Origin of the sequence: Kitasatospora sp. NPDC059803 (assembly GCF_042732255.1) — a bacterium.
GTDB lineage: Bacteria > Actinomycetota > Actinomycetes > Streptomycetales > Streptomycetaceae > Kitasatospora.
Genome location: NZ_JBHWIJ010000194.1, coordinates 12,366 through 16,536 on the forward strand (window position 1 = coordinate 12,366; position 4,171 = coordinate 16,536).

At 76.9% G+C, this 4,171-nt stretch carries 2 protein-coding genes and 1 pseudogene; 1 reads left to right on the top strand and 2 read right to left on the bottom strand.

Annotated elements, in window-relative coordinates; all coding sequences use genetic code 11:
- Positions 1-2,487: pseudogene (locus tag ACFV6I_RS26605) on the bottom strand (lantibiotic dehydratase family protein); the annotation flags it as partial.
- A 255-nt stretch (positions 2,488-2,742) separates the two neighbouring features.
- Between ACFV6I_RS26605 and ACFV6I_RS26610 the strand changes: the two are divergent.
- Complete coding sequence (locus tag ACFV6I_RS26610; RefSeq protein WP_279634947.1) at positions 2,743-2,874, top strand: hypothetical protein; 132 nt, start codon at positions 2,743-2,745, stop codon at positions 2,872-2,874.
- Positions 2,875-2,975: 101 nt separating this feature from the next.
- Here the strand turns inward: ACFV6I_RS26610 and ACFV6I_RS26615 are convergent, their stop codons facing one another.
- Positions 2,976-3,896 carry a JmjC domain-containing protein gene (locus tag ACFV6I_RS26615; protein WP_380428059.1) on the bottom strand — a complete coding sequence of 307 codons (921 nt, stop codon included), beginning with the start codon at positions 3,894-3,896 and terminating at the stop codon, positions 2,976-2,978.
- Positions 3,897-4,171 lie beyond the last annotated feature (275 nt).

The following is a 4,171-nucleotide window of genomic DNA, read 5'->3' on the forward strand; positions in this document are numbered from 1 at the left end:
GGCGCGGGGGGGGGGCGGGGGGCGCGGCGCCCCCCCCCCCCCCCCCCCCGGCCCGGTCGTGCTGCGGCGCAGCGGGACCACCAGTTCGGCGGTCCGCGCACCATCCGGTCCGCACAGCCAGCCGCCGTCGCCGGCCGGGTTGGGCTCCTCCTGGAGCACGGTGGGTTCGGCGGACCGCGCCTGGCTGTGCAACAGCCGCCGGTGCCACGGGAGGTCGAGGTAAAGGCTGATCCGCTGGTCGCCGCTGATCAGGCGGACGGCGGCCGGCACTCCCCACCGTCGGCGCCAGCGGGCCAGGCCCTCGTCCCACTGCTCGAACGGGGCGGAGGCCGCCGGGACGGGCGCGGTCAGCCGCCAGGTGGCCGGGGCCAGTACCACCCGGCCCCGGCGGACCCGCGGCAGCACGGGCGCGCTGCTCGCCGCCCCCCAGTCCCAGGGCTGCCAGGGCCGTTGCCCGGTCAGCGTCACCTCCTGGAGGAAACGGGCCGCGTTGGGCGCACCGCTGCGCAGGTTGAGCACGTGATGGGTGGCGACGCGGACCTCCCGGCCGAGACGGCGGGAGTACACCGCGAGCCGGTCGGGGTCGGCCAGCACGACCAGGTCGTCCAGCGGCAGTACGGAGGGGCCGCCCGGGTCGGCGAAGGCGCTGACCACCACCCGGTGGTCGAGCCAGCGCGGGGTCAGGGCGATGTTGGCATGGCGTGCGCGGTACGGGGTGAACTCCAGGTGCGCTTCGAGTGCGCCGTCGTCGCCGGATCCGGTGGGCCCGGTGGGCCCGGTGGGCCCGGCGGACCGCACGGACCCGGCGGCCTCGGCCAGCAGCGCCCCGCCGGCCGCGGCGGGGTCACCCGCCGACCGGCCCGGGTCGGTCCCGGTGTCGGCAGCCGGGTCGGGGTCGCTGCCCGCGCCCGCGAGCAGGGTGGCGAAGCGGCCGAAGCTGGCTCCGGCGCGGTCGCTGCCGGCGACGGGGGAGAGCACGAGCCGGAAGTCCCCGGCGTCCAGCGCCTCCAGGGAGTCCGCCGCGAGTTCGGCGTACAGCTCCAGGGAGGCGGGCGGGGTGTCGGCGGCGCCGCCCGCCTCGTCGCGCGGCGGGGTCAGCCGGGCCAGCAGGTCGTCGTCCAGGAGTACTTCGGGCAGTGTGCCGTCCGGCGCCCGGTCGGCGAGGGCGCCCGCCGCCAGTTCGGCCAGCAACCGGTCGCGGGCCGCGTCGGCGTCGGTGCGGGCCCGGGCGGGCTGGGGGTTGGCCGTGCCGCGGGGGCCGGCCGGGCGCCGGTAGCCGGCCGGCGGCCCCAGGCCGGTGTCGGGGTCGAGCAGTTCGGCCAGCGGGACGGGGCTGTCCGTGCCGTACCGCTCGACGAACTCCGCGTGGTACGCGCGCAGGTGTTCGGGCGCGGGGGTCTGCGGCGACAGGCGCCAGAGGAGCGCGGCGGTCCGCTCCAGTTCGGTGCGGACCTGGTCCGGCAGGACCACCTCGGCGTCCAGGGCGAGATCCGCGTGGAGCGGGCGGTCGGCCGGGGCGAGCCGGGTCATCCGGGCCCGGAGCTCGCGCAGCAGGTCGGTGGCCTGTCCGTGGGGTAGGGCGGCCGCCTGCGCCAACGCGGTGCGGACGGCCGTCAGTTCGGGGTGCGCCGGGTGGTCGGCGGGGATCCGGTCGAGCACATGGCCGAGCAGGTCGGTGCTGTCCGGCGGAGGCGTCAGGTCGGTGAGCAGGAACCCCTGGCCGACCAGCGAGCGGACCAGGGCCGCCACGGCCTCGGCCGGGGCCGTGGGGAAGTCGGCGGCCAGCGCGGCCAGCAGGTCGTCGTACCGGACCGGCTCGGCGGCGGTCCGGATCGCGGCCCGGACGACGGCGGTGGCCCGTACGGTCCGTTCGGCGACCGGCTCCGCCTCGGTGCCGGCACTGGCACCGGGACCGGCGGCGGGTCGACGTTCGGGCAGGTACGGCAGCACCAGGCGGCCGCCGCGCAGCCGGGCCTGCTGGTCCACGGCCAGTCGCAGGCCGGGCAGCACCGCCGGGTCGGTCCGCAGCCGGTCGAGCAGCGGGAGCAGCCAGCCCAGGTCGGGCCGCAGGGCGCGGCGGTCGGCCCCGCCCCAGCGGACCTTGGCCGCCGCGCCGAAGCGCGCCGGCACCACCGCGGCCATCAGCCCGAACGGCGTCGGCCGGGTGGCCATCCGCAGCCGGTAGCGGCTGACCGCCTCGGCCGCCCGGCGCAGCGCGGCCGGGCGGGGCACGGCGCCTGCGGCGACCTGGTCGAGCAGGTCGGCCAGGGAGGGGCTGGAGAGCTCGATCGCCTCGCGCAGGGCCGGGTCGGCGGCGGCTTCGGCGAGGTGTGCCAGGAGCGCGGTGTCGGCGGACCCCGACGCGGGGTGCGCGGGGTCGGCCGGGACGGCGTGACGGTGCGAGCGCGGCAGCGCGGGTGTCCGCAGCAGGACCGGGCCGGTCGCGGTGAAGAGTCCGTCCTGGGGCGCTCCGTGCGTCTCGACCACTGTGCTCCTCGTGCCTCGGTGCCTCGTGCCACACGCCTCGTGCCGATGCCGCCGCGCGGTTCGCACTCCTGACGGTGGGTCGGGTCGTGTCTACCCCGGCGATCGAAAACTGTCCACCATCGATCGAACTGTTTCGATTTTTGGCTGAGTTAATCCATTCATCCGTGCAGAACCATTGCTGGGTCCATGCAGGAGTGCCTAACGTCCGCTGCAGTCCGCTGCGGTCAACCGTGGCACTGACGAAGGGAGGCCCTCATGGCCGACGACATGCTGGAGCTGTTCGACCTTGACGTGCAGGACCTGGTCTCGACCGAGCTCGGCGAGCAGGAGGAGTCCGCGTTCAGCATCTCCTGTGAGGGGTCCTGCACCCGTCCGTGGTGCATCTAGTCCGGTAGCAGTACCGGCACTACGGGGCGCGGTTGCCCGGACCAGACGGTCCGGGCGACCGCGCCCTCGTGCGTCCGGGCCCCGCCCGGTCTCAGCCCGGCTCAGCCGCCGGCGGCCAGCGGTCCGTGACCCGGCACCGCCCGACCGTCGTCCGCCACCGGTGCGGGCAGCGGCCCCCGGGCCAGCCGCAGCAGCTCCTGCGGGGTCAGTTCGGCCAGCCGGGCGCGGCCCAGTCGCAGCACCTCCGTGGCCGTGTCCAGCAGTTCCGCCGGTGTCGCCGGGCGCTCCGGCAGCCCGGCCGCCCAGTCGCCGCCGGCCAGCCACTCGCCGACGGCGCCGCGCAGCTGCCCCGTGCCCGCCTCCCGGATCGTGAACGAGAGGTGCACCGACAGGCCCTGGTGGCCCGTCGCGGTGTGCGGCGCCCCGCGCGGCACGTACAGCACCTCGCCCGGCCCGAGCACCGAGTTGAGCGCCACCGCGCCGGGTTCGGGGGCCAGCCCCGGGCGCCAGCGCCCGTCGGCGGGAGCCTCGTGGACCGTCCACTCCTTCTTCCCCGCGAGCTGGACGACCAGCACGTCCGCGTCGTCCCGGTGCACGTCCAGCCCGCGCCGGCCGGCACCCGTCGCGAAGCAGAACGCCTCGGTCCGGCGGCCCAGTTCGACCGCGATGTCGGTGGCCAGCGCGCGCACCGGCGCGTGCCACTGGTCCAGCTGCGGCAGCAGCAGCGTGGCGCCCTCGGCCAGCAGGGCGGCGATCCGGTCAGGATCGGCGAAGCCCTCCTCCCGGCGTCCGGCGACCACCCGGGCCGTGCAGAACTCCGCGGGCGGGACGACCTCACCCGCCCGGACCATCTCGACGTAGGGCACCCGCAGCAGTCCGCCGCGCAGCGTCTCGTCCAACTCGCCCGGCCGGGGCAGCCCAGCCGGCCAGCCCGCGGTGCGGAACACCTGCGGCCGGCGCTCCTCCAGCGCCTTGGCGAACGTCGCCGCGTCGCCCACCAATTCGGTCAGAACTCGTCCCATCGTCCATCCCTCCGTCCAGCGGCCCACCACCGGTCGACCGTCGCATAACCTACGGATGAACATCTGAGTCCGGTTCAGCGAGAATCCGCCAACCAGCCCGGGATCGGCCAGCTTCGCGCCGCGGGGCGGCAATCGCGATGCGCCGTGGCGGCCCGCCCCGGGCGGACGGGCCGAGGGGTGAAGCGGGCGGGCGGGGCCGACACCGTCCCCCGGTCGGCGCGTCCCGACCCCCAGGTCGGGCGGCCGACGGCGGCGGCCGGGGCCCGTTGCCGCGG

Bases quoted from the DNA above. Each gene is read 5' to 3' on its own strand.
- ACFV6I_RS26610 (WP_279634947.1), top strand. From the start codon at position 2,743: ATGGCCGACGACATGCTGGAGCTGTTCGACCTTGACGTGCAGGACCTG.
- ACFV6I_RS26615 (WP_380428059.1), bottom strand. From the start codon at position 3,896: ATGGGACGAGTTCTGACCGAATTGGTGGGCGACGCGGCGACGTTCGCC.